Below are 26,955 nucleotides of genomic sequence, written 5' to 3'. Positions count from 1 at the left end.
CCTACTTGTCCTTCGCGACCGCCGTCCGGGCCAGCGCCAGCACCGCCGTGAACGGCGGGAACCAGTGCCGCGAGTGCGACGGCGGGTTCGCCCACCTCAGCGACCCGTAGCGGGTCATGGTGGGCGGCAGGGCGATGCGCTGGGGCGAGCGGACGAACTGGACCTCGGCGGGCGCCTTCAGGTGCGTGGGCAGCAGGGCGACCAGCTCGGCGAGGAAGATCCAGTGCTCCCGCGGGCCGGGGATCACGGTGACGGGCCCGGCGAGCATCCGGGCCTTGAGGTCGGCCAGGACGCGGGAGCCGATGCGGGCGGGCATGGCCAGGGCGGTGGTCGCCGGGCCGAGCGGCAGGAAGACGCCCTGCTCGGTGACGGACACCTTCCAGCCCAGCAGGCGGTAGCCCGCGATCGCCTCGCCGAGTGCCTGCTGGTGCGCGCGGTCGCGCGGGCCGGAGCGCGGGCCCGTGTCTGCGGTGGTGGAGGCGGTGATGCTCATGGGCGGGGGTCCCTCCCCGGTCGGGTGGATCGGGCGGTGCGCACGGGCCGCGAGGTCGTCCCGGCACTGGCGCACACCACGCAGGGTCCGACCAACCAGCCCTCTCCACAACACCGTTATCGGGTGGGGAACATGCACCGTGCGGATCCACCCCATCCACCACACGGCGTCACGAGGGCTCCGACGGGGGGCCTACCCCGGCTTATGCACGAAATGCATGGACTCCTGATCACATCTCTATAGACTGGTGACCACGCTCAGTGACGGGAGCGAGCCGATGGAACGCAAAGCTCGAAGAGCAGCCAGTACCAGGCGCGCATGCCCGTCGTGCGGGGCGTTGATCGCCGCCGACAACACCGACCTGCTCTGCCAGCGTTGTCGCCGCAACGCGCGGACGGAGCTCTACGGACCACCCGGTGTCCCCGCGGATTTCTGGGACCACGAGGCGATGACTGCCGCATTCGCCGACCGGGACATGGGCGCCCTCCTCGCCGCCTACCGGCACCACCCCCAGCACGTCAGCCGCGTCACCCAGGACCGCATGGCGTCCTGGCTGGGGATCTCCCAGGCACAGCTGTCGCGCTACGAGACCGGTGAGAACCCGATCGACCGGATCGACCGCCTGCGCCACTTCGCGCGGGTGCTCGGCGTCCCGGCCGACCGGCTGTGGTTCGACCGCGTCGGAATCCCAAGCCAGGCGGGCCCCGATCGCGGTGCCCCGCCCGATGTGCTCGGCGCGGCGTGGGACGCGTCGAGCATTGCCAGATCGGTCGAGGAGACGGCGAGGAACGACTTGGCGATCAGCAGACGAGCGGCGCTCACCGGAGCTGCCGCGGTGGCGATGGGTCCCGCACTGGTCGAACCGCTCCAGCGGTGGCTCCACCCGTTGCAGCCCCTGTCCAAGTGGTCGTCCAGCGCGGCGATCAGCGAGGAGGAGTTGGCCGCGTTGCAGCGCGTGGCCGACGGGCTGCGCGGGTGGGGCGGACGAGGCGGGTACGGGTTGGCGCGCAAGGCGGTGCTCGGGCAGTTGGAGGAACTGGCCGAGCGGCTGTCGCGTGCACCGGCGGGCCCGACGACGGAACGGGCGTTCTTCATCGGCGCGGAGTTGTCCAAGGTCGCGGCGAGCATGTCGTGGGACGCGGGCATGCACGACGCGGCGCAGCGGTACTACGTGCTCGGCGTGCGCATGGCGAAGGCGGGCAAGAACGATCCGTTCGCCGCGCTGTGCCTGGCCGCGATGGCCCGGCAGATGTTCGACCTCGGCCGGCCGGAGGACGGGTTGGAGCTGGTCCAGCTGGGCCAGTACGGCACCAGGCGCACGGCGACGCCGACGTTACAGGCGCTGCTGCTGACCCGTGAGGCGTGGGCGTACGCGCAGATGGGTCGGGTGCGGGAGTTCCACCGGGCGGTCGGCGAGGCGCAGGACAGCTTCGCGCAGCGGCGGTCCGGTTCCGACCCGTGGTGGCTGGACTCGTTCGACGAGGCGGAGCTGGAAGGGGTCATCGGCGCCCGGATGCGCGACCTGGCCGGGCACGACCCGAAGCAGGCTCCGATGGCCGAGCAGCACATCCGGCGGGCGTTGAGCCTGCGGGATCCGGCACGGGTGCGGAACAGGGCGTTCGACGTCATCGGGTTGGCCCGCACGAAGATGGTGGCGGGCGAGCCCGAGGAGGCGTGCGGGCTGATCCAGGAGGTGCTGCCGACGGCGGCGGGCCTCGCGTCCGGGCGGGTCGTGCGGAAGTTGCAGGACTTCGCCAAGGAGGCCGAGCTGCACCACGACCTGGCCGTGGTGCGCGACACCCGTGAAGCGATCCGCGGGGTCCGGACGGCCTAGGGATGCGGGTGGGAGTCACCGGGCACAGCAAGCTGATGCCCGATTGCGTCGACGCCGTGCGTGCAGCGATTCGCGCCGCGTTGGAGGCCGAGGCGGCGGGCGGGTCATCCCTGGTCGGGGTGACCTGCCTGGCGCCGGGCGCGGACCAGCTGTTCGCGCGGGTGGTGCTGGAGCTGGGCGGCCGGGTCGAGGTGGTGCTGCCCGCGATGGACTACCGGGACAAGCTGAAACCGGACAAGCGGGCAGCGTACGACGAGTTGTTGGCGCAGGCGCACGTGGTGAGCGTGCTGCCGAACGAGCTGTCGGGGCGGCACGCGTACGTGATGGCGAACGAGCGGATGCTCGCGTCGGTGGAGCTGCTGATCGCGGTGTGGGACGGGCAGCCGCCGGACGGGCGCGGCGGCACGGCGGACGTCGTGGAGACGGCGCGGGCGTCGGGTGTCCCGGTCGCGGTCGTGTGGCCGGAAGGTGCAAGACGCGGACAGTAGTCGTCCGCGTTGGCCGGCAGACTCCCGCACATGCTGGAGACCTCGGCCCGTCTGCTGAAGCTGCTGTCGCTGTTGCAGGTGCGCCGCGACTGGACCGGTCCGGACCTCGCCGAGCGCCTGCGGGTCGACGTCCGGACCGTGCGCCGGGACGTGGACAAGCTGCGCAACCTCGGCTACCCGGTGAACGCCACGCCCGGTGTGTCGGGCGGCTACCAGCTGGGTCCGGGCGCCGAGCTGCCGCCGTTGCTGCTGGACGACGACGAGGCGGTGGCGGTCGCGGTCGGGTTGCGGACGGCGGCGAACGGGACCGTGTCGGGCATCGAGGAGACGTCCGTGCGGGCGTTGGCGAAGCTGGAGCAGGTGCTGCCGTCCCGGCTGCGGCGGCGGGTGAACGCGTTGCAGGCGCACACCGTCGCGTTGCCCTCGCGCGGGGTCCAGGTGGACGCCGGCACGTTGACCGCGATCGCGATCGCGTGCCGGGACCACCAGCGGCTGCGGTTCCCCTACGCGGGGCGTGAGGGGGGCACTCGCCGCCACGTGGAGCCGTTGGGCCTGGCCCACACCGGGCGGCGGTGGTACCTGGTGGCCTGGGACGTGGACAAGGCGGACTGGCGGACGTTCCGGGTGGACCGGATCGAGGGCGAGCCGACGCCGGGCGCCCGGTTCACGCCACGGGAGCCGCCGGCGGAGGACCTGGCCTCGTACGTGTCGCAGCGGGTGTCCGTCGCCCCGTACCAGTACGAGGCCCGGTTGATCATGCACGCGCCGTACGACGTGGTCGCCGCGCGCACTTCGTACTCGTCGGTGCACTTGGAGCGGATCGACGACGAGCGGACGTTGCTCACGGTCGGCACGTCGGCGTTGGAGGGGGTCGGGCCGTGGATCGCGATGATCGGCGTCGACTTCGAGGTGGAGGGCCCGGAGGAGCTGAAGCAGCACCTCCGGACCTTGTCGGAACGTCTTCTCCGGGCGTCCGGCGCGGCTGGTCCACGACCTGGAGGATGATCTGCCGCTCCTGGTCGGAGTGCCCGACGACCACCGCGTCGACCGGCACGTGGTACTCGACGTCGTCCCGGCCCGGACCGTACAGCTCGAACGGGACGGTGGCCTTCAGGTCGGGCGATCCCTCCGGCTCGAACGACAGCCCCCGCCCGGAGTAGCCGACGATCCGGCCGTGCATGGGCGTGCCGACGGGCAGGGACCGTTTGGTCTCCTCCCACGCGCGGGCGCGCGCTTCGGCTTCCGCCGGCACCGCCCGGACGAACGCGGCCGGCGGCCGGTAGTGGTGCCGCACGACGTAGTGGAACACCAGGTTCGGCGCCGCGTAAACGATCCCGTCCACACCCGGCACGTGGATCTCCGCGCTGCCCAGCGTGACCTCGCCGGCCGCGGACGGTTCGCTGACCGGGTACTCGGCGCCCGGTCCGCACAGCTCGCACCCGTGCCAACCCCGGGTGACGTGGACCCGGTGGAACCTGGCCAACGCCGGCAGGGCGTCGGCCAGGCCGGGTTCCGGTTCACCCACCTCGAACCGCGACTCCCGGCCCAGCCGGCCGACGTCGAGCGTCGGCTCCGTCTCCTCCGGTTCGAAGCGCCAGTAGGCGTAAGGCGTCAGGTCTTCGTACGTTGTCATGCCGTCCCGTCGTTCAGCCGCGTGTGCGGGCCAGACGGTAGGCGGCGGCGCCGATGAGCTCCATCGAGATCTGGAGGCGGTCCGGGCTCACGTTCTGGGCGATCGTGTCCTCGGGCGTGTGGTAGAGCGGTTCCAGCTGGTGGGGGCCTGCCTCGCCGCGCCAGCTGAAGTTCGCGGCGGCGATCTTGCGCTCGTGGAACGGCACGTGGTCGCTGCTGCCGCGCGGCACGGGGCCGTGGACCTGTGCGCCGTAGCCGAGTCGGGTGGCGGCGGCGGCTACCTGTGCGGTGGTGGCGTTGTCGCCGCCGTCCACGGACAGCAGCCAGTAGGCGGTCGCGGGGCCGTGGCTGGTGGCGACCATGTCGTTCTGGAACACGCCCGCGATGCGCGCCGCGTCCGCGTCGGACAGCTGGTTGACGTAGTGGCGGGAGCCGAGGGGGCCCTGCTCCTCCGAGCCCCACAGCGCGAACCGCAACGCCTTGTGCGTCGGCAGGTGGCGCAGCACGCGGGCCAGTTCGAGGGTCAGGACCGTGCCGCTGCCGTCGTCGTTCGCTCCGGGTGAGCCGGGCACGCTGTCGTAGTGGGCGGTCACCATGACCACGCCGTCGTCCTGGCCGGGGAACGTCGCGGGCCGGTCGGCGATCACGTTGTACGACGTCAGGCCCGCGAGGTGGGTGGTGGACACGGTCAGCGTGCCGGCGCCGGCCGCGCGCAGCCGTTCCACGTGCACCTGCGCGACGCCCAGCACCGGCACGGCGACGTTCGCGGTCAACGTGGGTGAGAACGCGCCCGTCTTGCCCGCCGGCGGGACGGACACCCGGCCCACCAGCACGGCCGCCGCGCCAAGCCGCACCGCGTCCAGCACCGCGGTCGAGCCGGTCGGGAGGTTCACCAGCAGCGCGATCTTCCCGGTCAGGTCTTCGGGCAGCGCCGTGCCGTTGTCCAGGTCGACCAGGGAGCCGGTGGCGGTCGCGCCGAGGGCGCCGAACCGTGACGCGGCGGCGTTCCAGGTGTCCGGGCCGACGGCGAGCGTGGACAGGTACTTGTCCGGCACGGCGAACGGCTGGAGCGTCACGTCGTACCGCAGACCGCGGAGCACGGAGGCGATGTAGTCACGGGCGCGGTGCTCGGACTCCGTGCCGCCGATGCGCTGGCCGATGCCTTCGCTGAGCGCCCTCAGGTGCTCCATCGCCTTGTGCGCCCGCACTCGCCCCACCACGGGGTAGTCGCCGAGAGCCAGGTCGGGCACGTCCGACGCGCCGGGCCGCTGCGCCCGTGCGGCCGGGTTCAGGCCGAACGTGACCGCTCCCGCCACCGCCGCGGCACCGGTGAGGACTGAACGTCTGCGCATGTGCGGGCTCCCAGGCTCGTAGATCACCCGAACCTAGGGAGGGCCGTGCACCCCTACAAGGGTGCCGTTGGCGGACATCGGTCCCCCAACGGCACCACGACGATCAGCGCTTCCGCCGCGAGCACGCGTCGGCTACGCGAACGTTGAACTCATGCGTTCCGAACGTAGGACACGGCTGTTCCGAACGTAGGACTCACGCGTTCTGGAGGTAGGACTCACTGGGTGGCGGCTCGGTGGAGGGCGCGGAGGGCGCGGACGGCGGCCACGGCGTGGTCTCGGTCGACGGCCTGCACGGCCATAATCGAGACGTACTCGTCGTCCGGCAGTTCCAACCGTGCCCAGGACGCGCCGTCCGGGAACGAGACGTGCAGGACGTCGGTCCACGCGAACCGGCGCACGGTCACCACGTTGCGCACCTCGACGCCCTCGGCGTCGGCACGGACGCGCGGCCGGGCCAGCAGCAGGATGCCGCACGCCAGCAGCACGCCCAGGACCACCATCGCGACCTGGTCGGAGGTCCGGAAGATCACGCCGGTCGGCGTGTCGCCCAGCAGCAGCCCGACCACGGTGAACACGGCCACCAGGAACACCGCGCTGAGCACGGCGACCAACCGGATCCTCTTCGGGCGGAACTCGACGGCTTCGGTGGCCACGGCGGTCCTCACGACCCCGCCCGCGGCGAGTCCGAGCGGAGCGAGCGCAGCACGAGCGCCGTGTCCAGCGCCGCCACGCAAGCCTCGAAGCCCTTGTCCTCCACCGAGTCCGGGAACCCGGCACGCGCCAGCGCCTGCTCCTCGTCGTTGGTCGTCAGCACGCCGTTGCCGACGGGCGTCGCCGAGTCCAGCGCCACCCTGGTCAGGCCCGCGGTCACCGCGTCGCACACGTACTCGAAGTGCGGCGTACCGCCCCGGATCACCACGCCCAGCGCCACCACCGCGTCGTGCGTCCGGGCCAGTTCCTGGGCCACCACCGGCAGCTCCACCGCACCCGACACCCGCACCACCGTCGGCGACACGACACCGGCCTTCGCGGCGGCGGACAACGCCCGCTCGACCAGGTTGTCGGTGATCCTGGTGTGCCAGCGGGTGGCCACCACGGCCAACGTCAGCCCCGCCGCGTCCGGCACGTCCGCTTCCGGCCGCCCCTCGCCGCTCATTCCGCTCCCTCCGTGGCGGACACCACCGCGCCGCCCTGGCCCAACGCCTCGTACTGCTCCAGCTGGTGCAGCTCGTGGCCCATCCGGTCGCGCTTGGTGCGCAGGTAGTTCAGGTTCTCCGGGTTGGGCGAGATCGACAGCGGCACCCGGTCCAGCACGGTGAGCCCGTAGCCCTCCAACCCCACCCGCTTGGCCGGGTTGTTGGTCAGCAGCCGCATCGACTTGATGCCGAGCGAGCACAGGATCTGCGCGCCGGTGCCGTAGTCCCGGGCGTCCGCGGGCAGGCCGAGACCGAGGTTCGCGTCCACGGTGTCCGCGCCGCGGTCCTGCAACTGGTACGCCTGCAACTTGTGCATCAGGCCGATGCCGCGCCCCTCGTGGCCGCGCATGTAGAGCACGACGCCGCGTCCCTGCGCCGCGACCGCCGCCAGCGCCGCGTCGAGCTGCGGGCCGCAGTCGCAGCGCAGCGAGCCGAACACGTCGCCGGTCAGGCACTCGGAGTGCACCCGGACCAGCACGTCCTCGCCGTCGCCGATGTCGCCGTAGACCATCGCGATGTGCTCGATGCCGTCGAGCTTGCTGTCGTAGCCGACCGCGGTGAACGTGCCGTGCGCGGTCGGGATGCGCGCCTCGGCCACCCGCTCCACCTGGGTCTCCACCCGCCGCCGGTACGCGATCAGGTCGGCGATGGTGATCAGCACCAGGTCGTGCTTGCGGACGAACAGCTCCAGGTCGTCGCGCCGGGCCATGGTGCCGTCGGCGTTGGCGATCTCGCAGATCGCGCCGGCCGGGCGCAGGCCCGCCATCCGGGCCAGGTCCACGGCCGCCTCGGTGTGGCCCGCGCGCCGCAGCACGCCGCCCTCCTTGGCGCGCAGCGGGAACACGTGCCCGGGGCGGACCACGTCGTGCGAGGTCGTCGCGGGATCGGCCAGCAACCGGATCGTGCGCGCGCGGTCGGCGGCGGAGATGCCGGTGGTGACGCCTTCACGGGCGTCGACCGACACGGTGAACGCCGTGCCCATCCGCTCGGTGTTGTTCCCGACCATCAGGTCGATGCCCAGCCGGTCCAGCGCCTCGGGTTCCATCGGCGTGCACAGCAGGCCGCGGCACTCGGCCATGGTGAACGCCACCAGCTCCGGCGTCGCCTTCTCCGCGGCGAAGATCAGGTCGCCCTCGTTCTCGCGGTCCTCGTCGTCCACGACGACGACGGGCCTGCCCGCGGCGATGTCCGCGATCGCCCTCTCGATGTCGGCGAAGTCCTTCACCGGGCCTCCTCGGCGGCAGGGTGTGTGTCCTGGAGGGGAGTGCCCTGGAGATGGGGCGCTGCGAGCCGCTCGACGTACTTCGCCAGCACGTCCACCTCCAGGTTGACGTGCTCGCCCGGCGCGCGCCGGCCGAGGGTGGTCAGCTCCAGCGTGGTCGGGATGAGGCTGACGGTGAATTCGTCGTCCGACACCGACACCACGGTCAGCGAGACGCCGTCCACGGTGATCGAGCCCTTCTCCACAACGTACCGGGCCAGGCCCGGCGGGAGTCCGATGTGGACGATCTCCCAGTGCTCGGCCTTCTCGCGGGCCAGCACCACGCCGGTGCCGTCCACGTGGCCCTGCACGATGTGGCCGCCCAGGCGCTGGCCGACGGCGGCGGCGCGCTCCAGGTTGACCTTCTCGCCCTCGGCGATCTTGGCCAGGCTGCTGCGGGTCAGCGTCTCGCGCATCACGTCCGCGGTGAACACGCCGTCGGCGACGTCCACCACCGTGAGGCACACGCCGTTGACCGATATGGAGTCGCCGTGCTTCGCGTCGCTCGTCACCAACGGGCCCGCGATGGTGACGCGGGCCGCGTCCGGCAGGTCGACGACGGCGACGACCTCACCCAACTCCTCGACGATCCCGGTGAACACCGTTCCTCCTCAACGCGCGGGGACTGCGGATATCCGCACGTCCAGCCCGCACATGCTTACCTGCTCCACGACCAAAGCGACCGCGCCGGTGACGGTCGACACCCCGGCGTCCCCCAGGGCGGGCGGACCCGCGCCGAGGAACTTCGGCGCGAGGTACGCGAGCACCCGGTCGATGCGGCGCGCTCCGGCGAACGCACCCGCCAGCGTAGGCCCGCCCTCCAGCAGCACGTCCACCACACCTCGCGCGGCGAGCGCGCCGAGCACCACGTCCGCGTCGCGCGTGCGCAGGTGCAGGGTCTCCGCCTCGTCGTCCAGGACGCGGGCACCCGGCGGCAGGTCCCCGGTACCCACCACGACCCGCAGCGGCTGGCGGACCACGTCCGGCCCCCGGCGCGGTCCGCGCGCGGTCAGCCGCGGGTCGTCGGCCCGGACCGTGCCGGTGCCGACCATGATCGCGTCGACCTTGGTGCGGAAGTCGTGCACCTCGGCCCGGGACTCCTCTGAACTGATCCAGCGGCTGGTGCCGTCGGCGGCGGCGACCCGGCCGTCGAAGCTGGCGGCGTACTTCCACGTCACGTGCGGGCGTCCGGTGCGCGCGTAGTGCAGCCAGGCGCGCAGCGGGCCGCGTTCGACGTCCTCGGCGAGCAGGCCGGACTCGACGCGCACACCGGCGGCGCGCAGCACGTCCGCTCCCCCGGCGGCCTTCGGGTTCGGGTCCGCCACGGCGTGCACCACGCGGGCCACACCGGCGTCGAGGAGCGCCCGGGTGCACGGCGGGGTGCGGCCGTGGTGGGCGCACGGCTCCAGCGTGACGAACGCCGTGCCGCCCCGCGCCCGCTCACCTGCCTGCGCCAGCGCGACGACCTCGGCGTGCGCCCCACCCGGCGGCCGGGTCGCGCCCTCGCCGACGAGGACCCCGTCCGCGTCCAGGATCACGCAGCCGACCGGCGGGTTGGGGCTGGTGGTGCCCCTGACCCGCTCGCTCGCCGCGACGGCCAGCGCCATCGCCTCGTCGGGGGTCACCGGGCGCGCGTCGCCTGTGCGCGCAACCGCTCCAGGGCCGCGCCGGGGTCCGCGGCGTCGTAGACGGCGGACCCCGCCACGAAGCAGTCCACGCCCGCCTCGGCGGCCTGTTCGATGGTGTCGGCGTTGATGCCGCCGTCGATCTCGATCACGAGCTTGAGGTGGCCGGTGTCGACCATGCGGCGCGCGGCGCGCACCTTGTCCAGCACCTCGGCCATGAACGACTGGCCGCCGAAGCCGGGTTCCACCGACATGACCAGCAGCGTGTCGTAGTGCTTGAGCACGTCCACGCAGGACTCCAGCGTGGTGCCCGGCTTGAGCGACAGCCCGGCCTTCGCGCCCGCCGCGCGCAGGTCCTTCGCCAGCCGCACCGGGTCGTTCGCCGCCTCGACGTGCACGGTCACGTTGTACGCGCCGGCCTCCGCGTAGCCGACCGCCCAGCGGTCCGGGTCCTCGATCATCAGGTGGCAGTCCAGCGGGATGTCGGTCGCCTTGCGCAGCGACTTCACCACCGGCAGGCCGATCGTCAGGTTCGGCACGAAATGCGCGTCCATGACGTCCACGTGCAGCCAGTCCGCGGTCGCCACGGCGGCGGCCTCGTCGGCGAGTCGGGCGAAATCGGCGGACAGGATGCTCGGGGCGATCATCGGCTGGTGGACCACGGCTGGTGAGTCTAGGCTTCCGCGATTGCCCGGACCTGCCCAAGGGCGTGTTCGGCGTCGCCGCCCCGTTCCGGCCCGCGCCTTCCACCTGGTCTTTTCCGACTACTCACCCAAGTAGTTCCCCTGACGGTGTGGTGGCCATTACGTTCGGCGCGGGGGCAGCAACTGGGGAGCACTGGGGATGAATGCCGATTTTCACGACAAGATCGCACTGGTCACGGGAGCCTGCACGCCGCTCGGCGTGGAACTGGTCGAGTCGCTGGCCGGGCAAGGGGCTCTGGTCGCGGCCGTGGACAGCGACGGAGCCGGGCTCGCGGGCCTGGTCGAACGGCTGCACGGCGACGGGTTGAGGATCGCCGGGCGGCAGATCGACGTGACGTCGAGCGCAGCCGTCGACGCGTTGGTCGACCAGGTCGAACGCGAGTTCGGCCCGATCGACGCGCTGGTGACCACGGCGGGCGCGTTGCGGCCGGGTCCGGCCCTGTCGGTCAGCGACGAGGACTGGGCGCACAGTTTCGCCGTCAACGTGGACGGCGTGTTCAACGTCTCGCGGGCGGTCGCCTCGCGGATGGTCCAACGGGGTCACGGGACGATCGTGATGGTGCCCGTGCAGGTGGTCGCGGTGCCCCGGTCGGGGATCGCGGCGTACGCGGCGTCACGGGCGGCGGCGGTGGCGTACATCGAGTGCCTCGCCGTGGAGGTCGCGGCGCACGGTGTGCACTGCGCGGTCGTCGCGCCGGCCGACATGTCGGCGGTGGCCGACGAGGTCCGGTTCGTGATCTCCGACCCGGTCCCGGGCCCGATGTCGGACGCGGTCGGGGCCTGAAGGTCCGGAAGGAACCGGGCTCGGGAGGTCCCGGGCTCGGAAGGTGTCCGGCTCGGGAGGTCTCGGGCCGGGACGGCGCGCGGGCAGGTCAGACCGTCGAGGTCTCGGCGGTCTCCTGCTCGTGCGCCCACCTCGCCAGCTCCACCCGTGAGCTGATGCCGAGCTTCTTGAAGATGCCCCGCAGGTGGTAGTTCACCGTGTGCGGGGACAGGTACAGCTGCTTGGCCACCTGCCGGTTGGTCATCCCGGCGCCGACCAGTCGGGCGATGTCCCGCTCCGGCTCGGACAGCCGCCGCCACTGCGGCCCGGTCGGATCGGACCACCCGCGCAACCGGGCCACCTCGCCGTCCGCGCCCATCTGCTCGAAGATCCGCAACGCCCGCGTGGTGTGCGCCTCCGCGCGGTCGGCCTCCCCGGCCTCGGCGAGCAGCACGGCCAGGTCCTCGTTGGCGTTCGCCCTGGCCCACGGGTGCCGGTGCCGCCCGGCCGCCGCCAGCAACTCCTCCGCGCTGCCCTCCAGCAACGCCCGCGCGTGGACCGCGCCGACCGACACCGCCGCGAAACCGGGGTTGTCGGTCGCCAGCCGCTCGGCCGCGCCGACGACGTCACCGGCCAGCTCCCGGTCGCCGACCGCGGACGCCTGCCGCACCAGCCACGGCGCGGCGCCCGGCTCGTCCACGAGCATCCGGCGGACGACCCCGGCGTCGGCGATCCGCTCACGGGCCTGGTCCACGACCCGCTCCGGCCCGCCCTCGGCGTGCGCCAGCAGCAGCTCGACCCAGTCGTACTGGCCGGAGTGCAGCACCGCCTCGCCCGCCGCGAGGTCGGCCCGGAAGCGGCGCACGTGCTCGGCCGCCGCGGCGACGTCGCCCCGCTGCAACGCCACCGTCGCCGCCACGGTCGACGCGAACGGCACCAGGATGCGCAGGCCGCGGTCGCGGGCGGCGCACAGGCCGTCGTCCGCGGTGGCCGACGCCAGGGCCAGCTGCCCGGCCTGGGTGAGCACCCTGGCGCGGGCGATGGTCCGGGCGGTCGGCGCACCGGTCGTCACCGCTTCGTCCTCGTCGTCGGCGACGTGGTCGCGCACCAGGCGTTCGGCCTGCTCGAACTCGCCCAGCGCCGACAGCCGCATCGCGTGCGACACCGCGGCCTGCGACTGCCACCACGCGGTGGGCCGGTCCACTCCCCACCGGGTCGACTCGCGGCCCCAGTACATGGCCTCGGCCAGGTTCCCGGCGCTCCACTCCAGGCACGAGTGGACGGTCGCGGCCATCACCACGTCCGCGTCGCTCGGCTCGCGTTCCCGCGCCGTCAGCATGGTCATCGCCCACGCGCCCGCCGGGACGCCGGTGGCGAAGTACAGCGACAGCAGCCGTCCCGCCGCCGCCAGCCGGCGCAGCGGTTCGGGCACACCCTCGGCCTTCTCCGCGTGCTCCATCTCGGCCGCCGCGTCGGCGGGCCGCCCGTCGGCCAGCAGGATGCCGCCCAGCACCACGTGCAGCTCGGCGGCGGCGCCGGCGGGCACGCCCTGCGCCAGGCTCTCGCGGGCCAGGGCGATGGCGGAGCCGAGCTTGCCGTTCCCGGCCGACGCCCGGACCTCGTCCACGGCGTCCACTCCCCTGCCTCCCGCCGGCTCGTGCTCATCGGGGGACGCGCGCAGGACGGCCGTGTCGTGGCGCAGGGCGTGCCGCACCGATTCCGGCATCGACTCCACCACGGCCCGCCAGACCAAGTCGGAGACGAACTCCAGTCGTTCACCGACTCGCACCGCCAGTCCGGAAGCGAGCACTTCGGCCACCGCCGGTCGCAAGGCGTCCACAGTTTCACCCATTCGAGTGACAACCTCACGCAAAGGGAATACCCGCCCAATCACCGCGGCGACCCTCAGCAACCGGGTGGCGTCGGCGGACAGCGCGTCGACCTGTCCTCGCACCAGCTCCCCCACCCGGCGCGGCAGCCACCCGCCGCGCAGCCGGGCCACGCCCCCGTCCACCTCCAGCTGCCCTTCCTCGCGCAACCCCGTGATCAGCTCGGCGGCCAGGTGCGGGTCGCCGCCCGCGGTGGCGACCAACGAGGCCAGGTCGGGGTGCGGGGTGGCACCCAGGAGGGAGGTGGTCATCAGCCCGATCACGTCATCGCCGACCGGTCCCAGTTCGAGCACGCAGCCGTGCGCGGCCAGCGCGGCCCGCACTTCGGAACCCGCGTACGCGCTGGTCAACGTGATCATCGCGGTGATCCGCCGTGCCCGCAGCCGGGGCAGCAGGGCGAGCAGGGCGGCCGGGTCGCGGTGCGCCTGGTCGACCGCGATCAGCGTGCCGCTGTCGGCGCGGTCGAGCGCGCGCGCCACGTCGGCGGACGCGGCCAGGTGCTCACCGCAGGACAGGACGACGGTGTAACCGAGGTCCCGGGCGGCGCGGACCGACTCGTGCAGCAGGAGCGATTTTCCGGAGCACGGCGGCGCGTCGATTGCCATCAGGCCACCCGGTGCGGACAGGAAGCGGAGAACCGAAGCCCATTCACAATCCCGGCCGTACAATTTCGACACAATCCAGACTGCTACGTATCTCGACCGACTGTCAATTCAGCCGCGAGCGCCGTTCCGCCCGTTTTCCCCGAATGCGGCGAATGGCGCAACCCCGTCCAGTTCCCGGAGCACCGAACCGGGATCGGTCGCGAGGACCGCCCCGGCGGAGCGCAGCACGGCCAAGTGGCCGGTGAACGCGGGATGGGCGGCCTGGTCGTCGGACAGCTGCGGCAGCACCACCATCGGCGTGCGGCGGCCCAACGCCTCGCACAGGACCGTCAGCGCCTGGTTGTCACCGATCCCGAGGGCGAGCTTGGCCAGTGAGTTCGCCGTCGCCGGCGCGAACACGACCGCGTCCGGCACGGGGTGCGGTTTCGGCTCGGTCGGCAGCCGCGACGTCGAGCGCACCGGCAGGTCCGTCGTCGCGGCGAGCGCCGCCGCCTGCGGCTCCAGCCAGCGGGCGACGGTCGGGGTCAGCGTGACGGCCAGCCGCCAGCCCCGCTCGGCCAACGGCCGCGCCAGGCCGTCCACCAGCCACCGCTCCACCCCGCCCGCCGCGGAGGCGACCAGCCCGAGCACCGGGCCGGCCGCCGCTGTTCCCGCCACCTGGCCCGCTGTCACGCGGGCCGTTGGAGCAGGGCGCAGAACATCGCGTCCGTGCCGTGCTTGTGCGGCCACAGCTGCACCTGGGGACCGTCACCCAGCTCGGGCACACCGGGGAAGTACTCGCGGGCATCCAGCCAGTCCGCGCCGGTGCGGCGGGCCACGTCGGCGACCACGCCCACCGTCTCGGACAAGTGCGGCGTGCACACCACGTACGCCACCACGCCACCCGGCCTGACCAGCGTCAACGCCGCCGTCAGCAGTTCGCGCTGCAACCGGGCCAGCGGTGCCACGTCCGACGGCTGCCGCCGCCACCGCGCCTCCGGCCTGCGCCGCAACGCGCCCAGCCCGGTGCACGGCGCGTCCACCAGCACCCGGTCGAACGACCCCTCGGGCAGGCCCGACTCGCGCCCGTCGGCGACGTGCACGGTCATCGGCACGTCACCCGCCGCCTTGCGGATCAGGTCCGCCCGGTGCGGCGCCTTCTCGACCGCGTCCAGCGACGCGCCGGTCAACGCCGCCAGCGCGCCCAGCATCACGGCCTTGCCGCCGGGGCCGGCGCACAGGTCGAGCCACCGCTCGTCCGGGCCGTCCAGCGGCACGCGCGTCAACGCCACCGCGCACAGCTGGCTGCCCTCGTCCTGCACCGTCGCCAGCCGCTCGCGCACCGGGTCCAGGTCGCCCGGGTCGCCCGCGCCGGTGTCCAGGTGCACCCCGTACGGCGAGTACGGCGCGACCTCGCCGCCGGTCATCGCGGCCAGTTCGTCCGAGCTGCACTCGCCGGGCCGCGCGGCCAGGTGCACGGCCGGGCGCATGTCGTCGGCGGCCAGCGCGTCGCGCAACGGCTCACCGCGACTGCCCAAGGCCTCGGCGAACGCCTGCGCGATCCACCTCGGGTGGGCGTTGGCCATGGCCAGGTAGCCGATCGGGTCGGCGTCCTCGTCCGGCGCGAGCTCCTCCACCCAGCCCGCCTCGTCCTGGCCGGTGACCCGGCGCAGCACCGCGTTCGCGAAACCGGCGGCCCCCGAACCGCGGTCGGCGCGCACGAGGTCCACCGTGGAGGCGACCGCGGCGTGCGCCGGGATGCGGGTGCGCAGCAGCTGGTAGGCGCCCAGCCGCAGCGCGTCGAGCACGGCGCCGTCCACTTCGGACAGCGGGCGGTCGGCGCACGCGGTCAGCACCGCGTCCAGCAGGCCCTGCGCGCGCAGCGAGCCGTAGGTCAGCTCGGTGGCGAGGGCCGCGTCCCGTCCGGTGATCTTGCGTTCCCGCAGGATGCCGGGCAGCACGAGGTTCGCGTAGGCGTCCCGCTGGCGGACGGCGCGGAGCGTGTCCAGCGCGGCCTGCCGCGCGGGGTCGCCGACGGGCGGGCGGGGCGGGGTGCCGGTGCGCCCGCGCGGCGGGTGTGCCCGCTGCGGCCGGGACGGCCGGGAAGACCTCTGGGTCATGAAATCCGCTCCCCCGCCTCGATCCGGGCGCCGCGCGCCCAGTCGGTCGCCGACATCCGCTTCTTGCCCTGCGCCTGCACGTCGCCGAGCACCACCGGGTCGGTGGCCGTGCCGACGAGCACGCGTTTGCGCTCCACCCTGATGTCACCGGGCGGTAGCGGTTCGTCCGACTCGACCGGGACCACCGGGCCGAGCTTGATCCGTTCACCGCGGAACTCGGCCCACGCGCCCGGGTCCGGCGTGACCGCGCGGGCCACCCGGTCGAGGGCGGCGGCGGGCGTGCCGAAGTCCAGCCTGGCGTCGTCGACGCTCACCTTCGGCGCGTAGCTCACGCCCTGGTCGGGCTGCTCCACCGCCCGCAGCGTGCCGTCCGCAATACCGTCCACAGTGGACAGGAGCAGCTTGGCGCCGGACTCGGCGAGCCGGCCGAGCAGTGCACCGGCCGTGTCCCGGTCGCGCACCTGCTCCGTCACCACGCCGTACACCGGGCCCGCGTCCAGCTCCTTGACGATGCGGAACGTGGTCGCGCCGGTGATGTCGTCACCGTGCCGCACGGCCGCCTGCACGGGCGCCGCGCCGCGCCAGGCTGGCAGCACCGAGAAGTGCAGGTTGACCCAGCCGTGGGTCGGGATGGCCAGCGTCGACTCGGGCAGCAGCGCGCCGTAGGCCACCACCGGGCACAGGTCGGGCTCCAGCTCGGCCAGCCGCGCCCGGAACACCGGGTCGCCCGCCTTGGCCGGCGCCAGCACCTCGATGCCGTGCTCGTCCGCCAACGCCGCGACCGGCGACCGCTCGACGCGGCGGCCACGCCCGGCGGGCGCGTCCGGCCGGGTGACGACCGCGACCACCTCGTGCCGGTCGGAATCGAGCAGCGCGCTCAGCGACGGGAGGGCGACGTCGGGCGTGCCCGCGAAGACCAGGCGCATGTCAGACCCCTCCGGACGGCACGTGGGGGCTTGGTCGAGACGGCCGGGTTTCTTGGTCGAACACGCACTCTCCTCGCATCTTCCGCGGATCCGCAGACCGCAAGTCTAGGAGAGCGCCCCCGAGGCGGCTCGGGGGCGAGTCATCGCGCGCCGGGCAGCGGCGATCACGCACCGAACAGGGGGTGCGGCGACTGCTTGATCGCCGGCACGCCGCCGTCGAACCACGACTGCTGCCGGATGGCCTTCATGGCCTCCTTGCGGGTCGCGTCGTCCAGCCGGTCCAGGAACAGCACGCCGTCCAGGTGGTCGGTCTCGTGCTGGACGCAGCGCGCCAGCAGGTCCGAGCCCTCGACCTCGACCGGCTCGCCGTGCATGTTCCAGCCCTTGGCCACGACGTGCAGGTGCCGCCGGCAGTCCCAGGACATGCCGGGGATCGACAGGCAGCCCTCCGGACCCTCCTGGTACTCCTCGCCGACCACGTCGAACGTCGGGTTGACCAGGTGCCCGGCGAACCCGTCGCAGTGGTAGGTGAACACGCGCAGGCCGACACCCAGCTGGGGCGCCGCGAGCCCGGCGCCACCGGCCTCGCTCATCGTGTCCCACAGGTCCTTGACCAGCTTGCGGAGCTCGGCGTCGAAGTCGGTGACCTCGACGGCGGGCGTCCGCAGCACCGGGTCGCCGAACAGCCGGATCGGTTGGACGGTCACGCGCACTCCTCGCAGCCTGGGGAGTCCAGTCTACGAAAGCCCGCCCGGTGCCCCGGTCACGGCCGGGGAAGGACCACCCGGGCCGCGCCGCCGCCACGCCGGGACGTCTCCGCCGCCGCGCGCCAGCGGCCGTCGGGCAGGCGTTCGACCGCCGTGACCGCGCCGATCTCACCGGCCGCGGTGAACCGGTGGCCCAGCAGGCGCAGTGCCTCGGCTTCCGGCGCGGCCAGGAACGCGGCCTCGGCCTGGGTGTTGGCGGCGTTGCGCTGCGACGCCCGCGGTGCGGCGATGGCCTGCACGAGCGGCAGGCCGCGGTCCAGCCGTCGGGTCAGGACCTGGAGCACGGTGGTGATGATGCTCGCGCCGCCGGGTGAGCCGAGCGCCAGCACCGGCCGGTCGTGGTCCAGCACGATCGTCGGCGACATCGAGGAACGCGGTCGCTTGCCCGGACCGGGCAGGTTCGGGTCCGGCACGCCCGGCGTCACCGGGGTGAACGAGAAGTCGGTCAGCTCGTTGTTCAGCAGGAACCCGCGGCCCGGCACCACGATGCCGCTGCCGCCCTCCTGTTCGATCGTCAGGGTGTAGGCGACGACGTTCCCCCAGCGGTCGGCGACCGTGAGGTGCGTGGTGTCGGTGCCCTCGTACGGGGTGGCGGCGGGTTCGGCGGTCGTCGCGCACGGGGTCGGGTGGCGCGGGTCGCCGGGCGCGACCGCGCCGGTCATGGCCGCCGTCGGCGAGATCAGGCAGGCCCGGCTGTCGGCGAAGCCCTGCGACAGCAGCTCGCGGGTCGGCACGTCGCTGAACGCCGGGTCGCCCACCCAGCGGTTGCGGTCGGCGAACGACAGCCTGCTCGCCTCCAGGAACCGGTGCAGGTACTGGACCGGGGTCTCGGCGGCGAGGTCGGTGGTCTCCAGGATGTTCAACGCCTCGCCCACGGTGGTGCCACCGGACGACGGCGGCGCCATGCCGAACACGTCCAGGCCGCGGTAGCGGAGGTGGGTGGGCTCTCGCAGCGGCGCGTCGTACCCGGCGAGGTCGGACGCGGTCATCCCACCGGGCCGGACCCGGCGGGTCGCCCCGGGTGCGACCGGTGGCCGTTGCACGGCTTCGACCACGTCGCGGCCGACGTCACCCCGGTAGAGCGCGGACACGCCGTCCTCGCGCAGCTCGCGGTAGGTGTCGGCGAGGTCGGGGTTGCGGAACGTGCTGCCGACCGCGGGCGGCGCGCCTTCGGGCAGGTAGAGCGCGCGGGTCGAGGTGAAGTCGGCGAACCGGGCGGCGTTGTCGGCGACCTGGCGGTGGAACGTGGCGTCGACCGTGAACCCGTCCCGCGCCAGCTCCTCCGCGGGGCGGACCGCGCAGTCGAGCGACCAGGTCCCCCACCGCCGCAGCGCCTCGTGCCACGTGCGGGGCGTGCCCGGCACACCGACCGACAACCCGCTGGTGACGGCCTCCGAGAATGGGATCGGCGCGCCGTCCTCCACGAACAGGTCGGCGCCGGCCGCCGCGGGCGCCGTCTCCCGGCCGTCCACAGTGGACACCCGGCGGGTGCGGGCGTCGTAGTGGACGAAGAACCCGCCGCCGCCGATCCCCGCCGAGAACGGGTCGGTGACGCCCAACGCCGCGGCCACCGCCACCGCGGCGTCCACGGCGTTCCCACCGCGGCGGAGGACGTCGATGCCGATCTGCGACGCGTCGGCGTCCACGCTGGACACCACCCCGCCGGAGCCGACGGCCTCGGGGACGCGCGGCGCGTCGGTGGCGGCGGGTGCGGTGGCGGGCAGGAGCGGGACGAGGAGGAGGGCTGCAAGGGCGCTGGCGACCTTCGACCGGAGCATCGTTCCCTTGTACTCCACACCGGACGAAAGCAGAACCGCCTACTCGGGGGACGACGTCAGAGGACTTCGAGGGGGTCGAGCTTCACCCGGACCACGTCGGGTTCCTTGCGGGCGCTCCGCACGGCCAGCACGTCGGCCAGCACGGCCGCGAGGGCGCGGCCTTCCGTCCTCGGCACCCGCACCAGCGCGCGTTCCTTGTCCTCGGACAGCGGCACCGGCCCCAGGATCTGCCCGTTCGGGGGCAGCCGCAGCTCCTCCAGCACACCGGCCAGCGCGTCCGGCGCCCCGTCCACGGTCGCCATCCGCACGGCCGGCGGGAACCCCAGCTCGCTTCGGGCCGCCAGCTCCTGGCCGGCGTGCCACACCGGGTCCCAGCGCACCAGGGCCTGCACCGGCGCCAGCGAGGAGTCGGCCACCACGACCACCCGGCCCGCCGCGTGGACCAGCGCCGCCGCCGTCATCCAGCGACGGAGGGTCTCCTCGGCCGCCCTCAGGTCGGCTCGGCCCAGCAACGCCCACCCGTCCAGCAGCAGGGCCGCGCCGTAGCCCCCTTCGGCCACCGGTTCCGCGCCGGGCGTGGCCACCACCAGCGACTGGCCGCCCGGCACGGTGGCCAGCACCTCGTCGCCACCCGACGTCCGCACCGGCACCCCGCTGAACGCCCGCCCCAGCTCCTCCGCCGTGCGGCGGGCGCCGATGACCTGGCCCCGCAACCGGCGCGAGCCGCAGTTCGAGCAGCGGAACGCCGCCTCCGTGGCGCCGCACCACCGGCAGTACGCGGGCCTCGGCACGCCGTCCTGGGTGCCGCCCGGCAACGCCAACGGCCCGGCGCACCGACGGCAACGCGCCGGCGAGCGGCACTGCCCGCACGCCAGGGCGGGCACGTAACCGCGCCGGGGCACCTGGACGAGCACCGGTGTGCCCGCCGCCAGGGCGGCACGCGCCGCGTCGAAGGCGATGGACGGCAGCCGGGCCGACCGGGCCGCCGCGTCCTTCACCTCCTGCCACTCGTGATCGCCCACGGCCGCCACCCGCGGCGCGACCGAGCGCAGCGTGTCCCTGGCGGCCACGACCTCGTGCGCCCACCCGCTGTCGACGAGCAGCTGCGCCTCCGCCGTGCGGGCGAAGCCGCCGATCAGCAGCGAAGCACCGGTCAGGTGCGAGCGCTGGACCAGCACGTCGCGCACGTTCGGGTACGGCATCCTCGGCTCGGAGTGCAGGTCGTCGCCGTCGTCCCACACCGCCACCAGTCCCAGGTCGTGCACCGGCGCGAAGGCCGTACCGCGCGTGCCGAGCACCACCCGCACCACGCCGCGCCGCACGGCCAGCCACCGCTTGTACCGCTCGGACGGCCCGAGGTCCGCCGACAGCGACACCACGCCCGCCTCGCCGACGAGCGCCACGCAGGCCTGGTGCAGACGCGCCAGGTCGCGGTGGTCCGGCACGACGACCAGCGCGCCCTTGCCGGTCGAGGCCACCGACGCCGCCGCCTCGGCCAGCCGCGCGGGCCAGTCCTCGGCCGGCAGCGCCTGCCACACCGCCCGCGCGGCACGGCCGGAGCGCAACGCGTCCAGCAGGTTGGGCCCGAACGGGTAGCGCGACCACCCTTCGTCCGACGGCGCCTCGGGCACCGGGGCGGGCTCACCGGAGGGCTTCGCCTCGACCCGCGCGTGCCGGGGCGGTACCGCCATCCGCAGCACGTCGACCAGCGACCCCGCGTACCGGTCCGCCACGACCCGCGCCAGCTCCGCCACCTCCGGCGACAGCACCGGTTCCGGCGAGATCACCCGGTCCAGGAACGTCAACTTGCGCCCGTACTCCGACGACCCGACCCGCTCCAGCAGGTACCCGTCGACCAACTGCCCGGCGAACCGCACCCGGACCCGGCAGCCGGGCACCGCGTCCGCGTCCTGCTCGGTGGACACCTGGTAGTCGAACGCCCGGTCGAGGTGCGCCAGCGGCACGTCCACGCAGACGCGGGCAACCGGCAGCGAGGCGGCGGGAACCTGCTCCCCGCGCCTGGTAGTCGCCTTGCCCGCCACGGGTGGAGGTCTACCAGAGACCGGCGGGAACGTTCATCGGACAGGGGGTCATCGGGCCATTATCGAACACGTGTTCGAGGTTCGCAAGATCACGACCGGGTGATCACCGGCGCCACGCTCTCCCGGCCGTTCTCCACGTGACCCGCCAACCTGCGGCGGAAGGCGCCGGACGACACCGTGAGGTCGTACCAGCCGTGCCGGAACGCGGTCAGCCACGGCACCAACCGCCGCTTGCCCGGCCGCACCGTCACCTTGAAGTCGCGCCCGTCGCCCACCAGGGAGAAGGTCACGTCCGCCGGCCCGGCGTTCGCCAGGGTCATCGACAGCACCCGGCTGTGCCCGTGCACCGACGACTCCACCGCCGCGTGCTCTCCCCTGGTCCCGGCGAACTCGCGCCGGAACCCGTTCGGCCCGACCACCGCGAACCGGTACTCGTGCTCGAACGGCACCGCGAACTCCACCGAGGACCGCACGTCGAGGTGCACCGCGTCCCCCGCGTGCGGGTGCAACGCCAGGCGCACGCTCTCGTCCCCGGAGTTCCGCAGCCCCAGCCGCACCTCGCCACCGACCACCGCGCCGGACGCGTCCGGCTGGTAGGGCAGCGGACGGGCCGGCCGCCACCCCGGGAGGTGTGCGCCCACCGGCCGCCGCCGACCGAAGTCGAACGCCGACGTCAAATCTCCGCACGCGGTCCGCTGCGGGGCGCCGATCCCCGGCGCCGACACGCCCAGCCACCGCTCCACGAACCGGGCCGCGGACGACTGGTCGAACACCTGCGAGTCCACGTACCCGCCGACCGTCCAGGGCGACACCACGACCACCGGCACCCGTGGCCCCAGCCCGAACGGCCCGCCCGCCGCGCCACCGCTGCCGTGCTCGCCGTCGTGTCCGCTGCCGTAGTCGATGAACAACGCGGTCGAGTCCCACACCTCCGGCACGGACGCCAGCGCGTCCAGCACCTCGTAGGCCCAAGAGGCGGCGGGCGGCGGCACCAGGTACGACACCTGCGGCAACCCGCCGGACTCGACGTCGGCGCGGAACGACGGACCGTCCTGGTAGACCCGCCACGATTTGCCGGCGTCCCGCAGGTGCACGGCGTAGGTCGCCCACGGGTACCCGGAACCGTGGAAGGCGTCGCACACCGTGAAGGTGTCCGCCAGGTCGTCGTAGTGGTCGTTCTCCCCGGTCAGGAACACGACGTGCCGGAGGGCGGCCATGCCGCCGCGCACCGGCTCGCGGGCCGCCGCCTCGTGCACCGACCGCGGCAGGGTGGTGCGACGGGGAACCTGCATGACGTGGTGTCTAACGCCTGCGGGTGAACTCGGGAGGTCCTGCGGACCACGCCGGTGAAGCCGGTGACGGACATCGGCGCGAAAGCCCGGAGACGACCGTGCCGCCGATCCGGGACCACGCCGACCGGTTTCGTCGGTCGGCGGTCCGGGATCGGCGGCACGCTCAGGCGTCGGCCAGGGCGGTCACGCGCCCGCGGCGGCGCGGAGGGCGTCGGCGCGGTCGGTGTTCTCCCACGGCAGGTCGAGGTCGGTGCGGCCGAAGTGGCCGTACGCGGCGGTCGGCGCGTAGATCGGGCGCAGCAGGTCCAGGTCGCGGATGATCGCGGCCGGACGCAGGTCGAAGACCTCGCCGATCGCCTGCTGGATCTTGGTCGGGTCCACCGTCTCGGTGCCGAAGGTCTCCACGAACAGACCCACCGGGGCGGCCTTGCCGATGGCGTACGCCACCTGGACCTCGATGCGGGTGGCCAGGCCGGCCGCCACAGCGTTCTTCGCCACCCAGCGCATCGCGTACGCCGCGGACCGGTCCACCTTCGACGGGTCCTTGCCGGAGAACGCGCCGCCGCCGTGGCGGGCCATGCCGCCGTAGGTGTCGACGATGATCTTGCGGCCGGTCAGGCCGGCGTCACCCATCGGACCGCCGATGACGAACCGGCCGGTCGGGTTGACCAGCAGCCGGACGTCGGTGGTGTCCAGGCCGAGCGCGTCGACCTCGGGGGCCACCACGTGCTCGCGGATGTCGACGCCGAGCAGCTTCTCCAGGTCGATGCCGTCCGCGTGCTGCGTGGACACCACGACGGTGTCCAGCCGCACCGGCTGGTCGCCCGCGTACTCGATGGTGACCTGGGTCTTGCCGTCGGGGCGCAGGTACGGGACCGTGCCGTCCTTGCGGACCGCGGTCAGCCGGCGGGACAGCCGGTGCGCGAGCGCGATCGGCAGCGGCATGAGCTCGGGGGTGTCCGTGCAGGCGTAGCCGAACATGAGGCCCTGGTCGCCCGCACCCTGCTTGTCGATCTCGTCCGCGGTGCCCTCGACCCGCTTCTCGAACGCGGTGTCCACGCCCTGCGCGATGTCGGGCGACTGCGAGCCGATGGCCACGTTCACGCCGCACGAGAAGCCGTCGAAGCCCTTGGCCGACGAGTCGTAGCCGATCTCGACGATCTTGTCGCGGACGATGGACGGGATGTCGGCGTACGCCTCGGTGGTGACCTCGCCGGCCACGTGCACCTGGCCCGTGGTGACCATCGTCTCCACCGCGACGCGCGAGCGCGGGTCCTTCGCCAGCAGCGCGTCGAGGATCGAGTCGCTGATGGCATCGCAGATCTTGTCCGGGTGCCCCTCCGTCACCGACTCACTGGTGAACAGCCTGCTGCTGTGCTCGCTCACGACACTCCCTAACTGTCCGATCTGCGAATGCTTGAAGAATACCGAGCGCCTGGGCGCGTACGGGTCAGAGTCCGAGCGCAGGCGCGACGGCGTCCCACAATGTGGACGCCAGTCGAGCCTTCGACCCGTGCGGGATCGAGGTCTCGGCGCCGTCGGCGGACAACAGCCAGCCGGCGTTGTCCTCGACCTCGAACGCCCGGCCGTCGCCGACCGCGTTGACCACGAGCCAGTCGCAGCCCTTGCGCTTGAGCTTCGCGCGACCGTACTCCAGGACGCCCGTGACGCCGTCCCCGGTCTCGGCCGCGAACCCAACGATGACCTGCCCGGACCGCCGCGCGGCGACCAGTTCGGCCAGGATGTCGGGGTTGCGGGTGAGCGCGACCGGTTCGGGGTCCCGCTCGGTCTTCTTGATCTTGTGCTCGACCAGTGCCGCGGGCCGGAAGTCGGCGACCGCGGCGGCCATCACGATGACGTCGGCCCGCGCGGCCACCTCGTGCATCGCGGCGCGCAGCTCCAGCGCGGAGCCGACGCGCACGACGTCCACCCCGGCGGGCGCGACCAGGTCCGCGGTGTGCGCGGCGACCAGCGTCACCCGCGCGCCGCGCTGGGCGGCGACCCGGGCGAGCGCGTAGCCCTGCCGGCCGGACGAGCGGTTGCCCAGGAAGCGCACCGGGTCGAGCGGTTCACGGGTGCCACCGGCGGACACGGCGACGTGCACGCCTTCCAGGTCGCGCGGCAGCGCGTCGGGGCGCGCCAGCAGCAACCGGGCCAGGTCGACGATCTCGGCCGGCTCGGGCAGCCTGCCCTTGCCGGTGTCCTTGCCGGTCAGCCTGCCGCTCGCGGGCTCGGCCACGACCACGCCGCGGGACCGCAGCAGCGCCACGTTGGCCCGCGTCGCCGGGTGCTCCCACATCTCGGTGTGCATCGCCGGGACGAGCAGGACCGGGCAGCGCGCGGTCAGCAGCGTGTTGGTGAGCAGGTCGTCGGCCAGGCCGTGGGCGGCCTTGGCGATCAGGTTCGCGGTGGCGGGCGCGACGACGACCAGGTCGGCGGACTGGCCGAGCTTCACGTGCGGCACGGCCGGGACGTCCTCGAACACGCCGGTCTGCACGGGCTGGCCGGACAGCGCCTCGAACGTGGCCGCGCCGACGAACTTCAGCGCGCCGTCCGTCGGCACGACGCGCACGGAGTGGCCGGACTCGGTGAGCCGGCGCAGCACCTCGCACGCCTTGTAAGCGGCGATGCCCCCACCGACCCCGAGAACGATCCTCGGGACGACAGGGGCGTCAACGGCCTCGGTCACTCGCCCTCGGTGTGCTCGAGCAGACCCGCGTGGATCTCCCGGAGCGCGATCGACAGCGGCTTCTCGCGCGGGCCCGGCTCGACCAGCGGGCCGACGTACTCCAGCAGGCCCTCGCCCAGCTGGGCGTAGTAGTCGTTGATCTGCCGCGCCCGCTTGGCCGCGTAGATCACCAGCGCGTACTTCGAGCTGACCTGCTCGAGCAGGTCGTCGATCGGCGGGTTGGTGATGCCCTCCGGGGCACCCGAAAGCGGGCCCAGCTCGGTGTGCGTGGTCACTCGTCAACGCTCCTGCGGTCGGTGTGTTCGTGCCCGGTCGGTCGTGCACCCGGTCGTACGCGGTGGGTCGTCCCGTGCCGCTCGACGCGTGCGGTCACGCGCCGGGCACCGGGCCGACCACCAAGTTTAGCAAGCTCGCGGCGGCGGACTTCACGTCGTCGTTCACCACGACCTCGTCGAACTCCGGTTCGGCCGCCAGTTCCTCCCTGGCGATCTCCAGCCGGCGGGCCACCACGGCCGGGTCCTCCGTGCCGCGGCCGGTCAACCGGCCGACCAGGTCCTCCCATGACGGAGGGGCCAGCATGACGAGCTGCGCGTCCGGCATCGCGAGCCGGACCTGCCGCGCGCCCTGCAACTCGATCTCCAGCAGGGACGGCGTGCCGGCGGCCAGCGCCCGCTCGACCGGTGCCCTGGGTGTGCCGTAGCAGTTGCCGGCGAACTCGGCGTGCTCCAGGAGCTCGCCGTCGGCGATCATCTTGTGGAACTCGGGGACGTCCACGAAGTGGTAGTGGACCCCGTCGACCTCGCCCGGCCTCGGCTTCCTGGTGGTCACCGAGACGCTGAAGTGGATCTCCGGTCCCATTCGGCGCAGCTCGCCCAGCACGCTGGACTTGCCGACGCCGGACGGGCCGGACAGAACGGTGAGGCGGGGCCGGACGCGGACGTCCGACCCCACCCCGGTGCCATCACTCACTCGCCGCTGAACTCGGTGAGCAGCGCCTTGCGCTGCCGCTCACCCAGGCCGCGCAGCCGACGGCTCGGAGCGATCTCAAGGCGCTCCATGATCTGCTGCGCACGCACCTTGCCGACGCCCGGAAGGGCCTCAAGCAGCGCGGACACCTTCATCTTGCCAAGGACCTCGTCGCTCTCGGCGGCCTTCAGCACGTCCGTCAAGGTCGTGCCGCCACGCTTGAGGCGCTCCTTGAGCTCAGCCCGAGTGCGACGAGCGGCAGCAGCCTTCTCCAGCGCTGCGGCCCGCTGCTCCTCGGTAAGCTGGGGAAGGGCCACGATTTCCTCCGTGGTGTGGGAATTTCAATTCTGGATCGGTGCCGCGACCGTACCGAGCGCAATTGCCTGGGTACAACGTGGGTCCCAGTCAGGTGAATCTTTCAGCGCTGGAGTTGGTAGCGGCGGGTGGTAGTAGTACCAACACCCTCCGACTGGCCCATCACCCGCCACCGGTAATGCCATGCGCACATCCTGTGTGGTATGCGCCTGGCGGGTGCTGGACCTGCCGGTGGCCAG

At 73.3% G+C, this 26,955-nt stretch carries 25 protein-coding genes and 1 pseudogene; 4 read left to right on the top strand and 22 right to left on the bottom strand.

Annotated elements, in window-relative coordinates; genetic code table 11:
- Window position 1: 1 nt before the first annotated feature.
- Entirely contained in the window at window positions 2-493 is a 492-nt protein-coding gene (locus OQ02_RS23645; RefSeq protein WP_033440805.1) for a hypothetical protein, read from the bottom strand.
- 448 nt (window positions 494-941) lie between these two features.
- Here OQ02_RS23645 and OQ02_RS23640 point away from each other — a divergent pair, with 448 nt between their 5' ends.
- From OQ02_RS23640 to OQ02_RS23630, 3 genes are read left to right on the top strand one after another with little or no spacing between them, the layout of a single operon-like run.
- Complete coding sequence (locus tag OQ02_RS23640) at window positions 942-2,327, top strand: helix-turn-helix domain-containing protein (RefSeq protein WP_231500181.1); 1,386 nt, start codon at window positions 942-944, stop codon at window positions 2,325-2,327.
- A gap of 56 nt (window positions 2,328-2,383) precedes the next feature.
- Window positions 2,384-2,815, top strand: a complete 432-nt coding sequence (locus OQ02_RS23635) for a hypothetical protein (protein ID WP_331281548.1) — start codon at window positions 2,384-2,386, stop codon at window positions 2,813-2,815.
- Between the two features lie 30 nt (window positions 2,816-2,845).
- Entirely contained in the window at window positions 2,846-3,820 is a 975-nt protein-coding gene (locus OQ02_RS23630) for a helix-turn-helix transcriptional regulator (protein ID WP_033440736.1), read from the top strand.
- A gap of 256 nt (window positions 3,821-4,076) precedes the next feature.
- Here OQ02_RS23630 and OQ02_RS47205 read toward each other — a convergent pair.
- The 8 genes and pseudogenes from OQ02_RS47205 to rpe form a co-directional block, all read right to left on the bottom strand.
- Window positions 4,077-4,448, bottom strand: a pseudogene (locus OQ02_RS47205) (DUF7919 family protein); the annotation flags it as partial.
- 13 nt (window positions 4,449-4,461) lie between these two features.
- A complete protein-coding gene (locus tag OQ02_RS23625; protein ID WP_033440735.1) occupies window positions 4,462-5,799 on the bottom strand; it encodes a M28 family peptidase in 1,338 nt (445 codons plus the stop codon).
- A gap of 215 nt (window positions 5,800-6,014) precedes the next feature.
- Window positions 6,015-6,452 (bottom strand): PH domain-containing protein, encoded by a 438-nt coding sequence (locus OQ02_RS23620; protein WP_033440734.1) that lies wholly within the window; start codon window positions 6,450-6,452, stop codon window positions 6,015-6,017.
- A gap of 8 nt (window positions 6,453-6,460) precedes the next feature.
- Complete coding sequence (gene ribH / locus OQ02_RS23615; protein ID WP_033440733.1) at window positions 6,461-6,955, bottom strand: 6,7-dimethyl-8-ribityllumazine synthase; 495 nt, start codon at window positions 6,953-6,955, stop codon at window positions 6,461-6,463.
- Window positions 6,952-8,220 carry a bifunctional 3,4-dihydroxy-2-butanone-4-phosphate synthase/GTP cyclohydrolase II gene (locus OQ02_RS23610; protein WP_033440732.1) on the bottom strand — a complete coding sequence of 423 codons (1,269 nt, stop codon included), beginning with the start codon at window positions 8,218-8,220 and terminating at the stop codon, window positions 6,952-6,954. Before OQ02_RS23610 ends, ribH begins: the two co-directional genes overlap by 4 nt.
- Window positions 8,217-8,858 (bottom strand): riboflavin synthase, encoded by a 642-nt coding sequence (locus OQ02_RS23605; RefSeq protein ID WP_051772712.1) that lies wholly within the window; start codon window positions 8,856-8,858, stop codon window positions 8,217-8,219. Before OQ02_RS23605 ends, OQ02_RS23610 begins: the two co-directional genes overlap by 4 nt.
- A gap of 9 nt (window positions 8,859-8,867) precedes the next feature.
- Window positions 8,868-9,863 (bottom strand): bifunctional diaminohydroxyphosphoribosylaminopyrimidine deaminase/5-amino-6-(5-phosphoribosylamino)uracil reductase RibD, encoded by a 996-nt coding sequence (gene ribD, locus OQ02_RS23600; protein WP_033440802.1) that lies wholly within the window; start codon window positions 9,861-9,863, stop codon window positions 8,868-8,870.
- Window positions 9,864-9,877: 14 nt separating this feature from the next.
- A complete protein-coding gene (gene rpe / locus OQ02_RS23595; RefSeq protein WP_156077251.1) occupies window positions 9,878-10,528 on the bottom strand; it encodes a ribulose-phosphate 3-epimerase in 651 nt (216 codons plus the stop codon).
- Between the two features lie 196 nt (window positions 10,529-10,724).
- On the opposite strand from rpe, the gene OQ02_RS23590 reads away from it, so the two are divergent.
- Complete coding sequence (locus OQ02_RS23590; RefSeq protein WP_051772711.1) at window positions 10,725-11,369, top strand: SDR family NAD(P)-dependent oxidoreductase; 645 nt, start codon at window positions 10,725-10,727, stop codon at window positions 11,367-11,369.
- Window positions 11,370-11,457: 88 nt separating this feature from the next.
- On the opposite strand, the gene OQ02_RS23585 is transcribed toward OQ02_RS23590, so the two are convergent.
- From OQ02_RS23585 to mihF, 13 genes are all read right to left on the bottom strand, one after another.
- Entirely contained in the window at window positions 11,458-13,842 is a 2,385-nt protein-coding gene (locus tag OQ02_RS23585) for a helix-turn-helix transcriptional regulator (protein WP_033440730.1), read from the bottom strand.
- A gap of 108 nt (window positions 13,843-13,950) precedes the next feature.
- Window positions 13,951-14,514 carry a flavoprotein gene (locus OQ02_RS23580; RefSeq protein WP_051772710.1) on the bottom strand — a complete coding sequence of 188 codons (564 nt, stop codon included), beginning with the start codon at window positions 14,512-14,514 and terminating at the stop codon, window positions 13,951-13,953.
- Window positions 14,511-15,941, bottom strand: a complete 1,431-nt coding sequence (locus OQ02_RS23575) for an RsmB/NOP family class I SAM-dependent RNA methyltransferase (RefSeq protein ID WP_081915882.1) — start codon at window positions 15,939-15,941, stop codon at window positions 14,511-14,513. Before OQ02_RS23575 ends, OQ02_RS23580 begins: the two co-directional genes overlap by 4 nt.
- The gene (gene fmt / locus OQ02_RS23570; RefSeq protein WP_033440729.1) at window positions 15,938-16,867 is read right to left on the bottom strand and encodes a methionyl-tRNA formyltransferase; all 930 of its coding nucleotides are present in this window, start codon (window positions 16,865-16,867) and stop codon (window positions 15,938-15,940) included. Before fmt ends, OQ02_RS23575 begins: the two co-directional genes overlap by 4 nt.
- A gap of 164 nt (window positions 16,868-17,031) precedes the next feature.
- A complete protein-coding gene (def, locus tag OQ02_RS23565) occupies window positions 17,032-17,574 on the bottom strand; it encodes a peptide deformylase (protein ID WP_033440728.1) in 543 nt (180 codons plus the stop codon).
- A gap of 56 nt (window positions 17,575-17,630) precedes the next feature.
- Window positions 17,631-19,412, bottom strand: a complete 1,782-nt coding sequence (gene ggt / locus OQ02_RS23560; protein ID WP_033440798.1) for a gamma-glutamyltransferase — start codon at window positions 19,410-19,412, stop codon at window positions 17,631-17,633.
- A gap of 56 nt (window positions 19,413-19,468) precedes the next feature.
- Complete coding sequence (locus OQ02_RS23555) at window positions 19,469-21,454, bottom strand: primosomal protein N' (protein WP_033440727.1); 1,986 nt, start codon at window positions 21,452-21,454, stop codon at window positions 19,469-19,471.
- A gap of 89 nt (window positions 21,455-21,543) precedes the next feature.
- Window positions 21,544-22,746, bottom strand: coding sequence for a phospholipase domain-containing protein (locus OQ02_RS23550; RefSeq protein ID WP_051772709.1), 1,203 nt, complete (start codon window positions 22,744-22,746; stop codon window positions 21,544-21,546).
- A 183-nt stretch (window positions 22,747-22,929) separates the two neighbouring features.
- Window positions 22,930-24,132 carry a methionine adenosyltransferase gene (gene metK, locus OQ02_RS23545; protein ID WP_033440726.1) on the bottom strand — a complete coding sequence of 401 codons (1,203 nt, stop codon included), beginning with the start codon at window positions 24,130-24,132 and terminating at the stop codon, window positions 22,930-22,932.
- A 64-nt stretch (window positions 24,133-24,196) separates the two neighbouring features.
- Window positions 24,197-25,435: a bifunctional phosphopantothenoylcysteine decarboxylase/phosphopantothenate--cysteine ligase CoaBC gene (gene coaBC / locus OQ02_RS23540; protein ID WP_033440725.1), complete on the bottom strand. Its 1,239-nt coding sequence runs from the start codon at window positions 25,433-25,435 to the stop codon at window positions 24,197-24,199.
- The gene (gene rpoZ / locus OQ02_RS23535) at window positions 25,432-25,710 is read right to left on the bottom strand and encodes a DNA-directed RNA polymerase subunit omega (RefSeq protein WP_051772708.1); all 279 of its coding nucleotides are present in this window, start codon (window positions 25,708-25,710) and stop codon (window positions 25,432-25,434) included. Before rpoZ ends, coaBC begins: the two co-directional genes overlap by 4 nt.
- A gap of 94 nt (window positions 25,711-25,804) precedes the next feature.
- The gene (gmk, locus tag OQ02_RS23530) at window positions 25,805-26,404 is read right to left on the bottom strand and encodes a guanylate kinase (RefSeq protein ID WP_033440724.1); all 600 of its coding nucleotides are present in this window, start codon (window positions 26,402-26,404) and stop codon (window positions 25,805-25,807) included.
- On the bottom strand, window positions 26,401-26,718 hold the full coding sequence (mihF, locus tag OQ02_RS23525; protein WP_033440723.1) for an integration host factor, actinobacterial type: 318 nt from the start codon (window positions 26,716-26,718) through the stop codon (window positions 26,401-26,403). Before mihF ends, gmk begins: the two co-directional genes overlap by 4 nt.
- Between the last annotated feature and the right edge of the window lie 237 nt (window positions 26,719-26,955).

It is taken from the genome of Saccharothrix sp. NRRL B-16314 (assembly GCF_000716595.1).
GTDB lineage: Bacteria > Actinomycetota > Actinomycetes > Mycobacteriales > Pseudonocardiaceae > Actinosynnema.
This window is presented reverse-complemented; position numbering and strand designations above follow the sequence as displayed.